1 protein-coding gene is annotated in these 250 nt (G+C 44.4%); it reads left to right on the plus strand.

The features are described 5' to 3' along the window. Positions 1-31: 31 nt before the first annotated feature. On the plus strand, positions 32-250 hold a 219-nt coding region (locus tag Q4528_RS15095), incomplete at its 3' end, for a hypothetical protein (protein ID WP_303522509.1).

The raw sequence follows: 250 nt of genomic DNA on the forward strand, positions 1-250 counted from the left end.
ATTTATCACCGATAACTTAACTGACGACGATATGCTCAACTATCTTTATACCGTGGCCGATAAGGTAGGGGAGAACGAGAAGGTTATGCGCCAAATTAAAAACAATACACCTGAACAAGCCTTCTTAGGAGACTTCCCTCAAGCCGTTGATGAGGCGGTAATGGATAGCTCGGAAGCGCAAAGAAACCAGATGATGCAGATATTAAGCAGCCCACAGATAGCAAATGGTTTTGCTCGCGCAGTATTGGAT

The organism is Staphylococcus pasteuri (assembly GCF_030547725.1).
Classification (GTDB): Bacteria; Bacillota; Bacilli; order Staphylococcales; family Staphylococcaceae; genus Staphylococcus; species Staphylococcus pasteuri.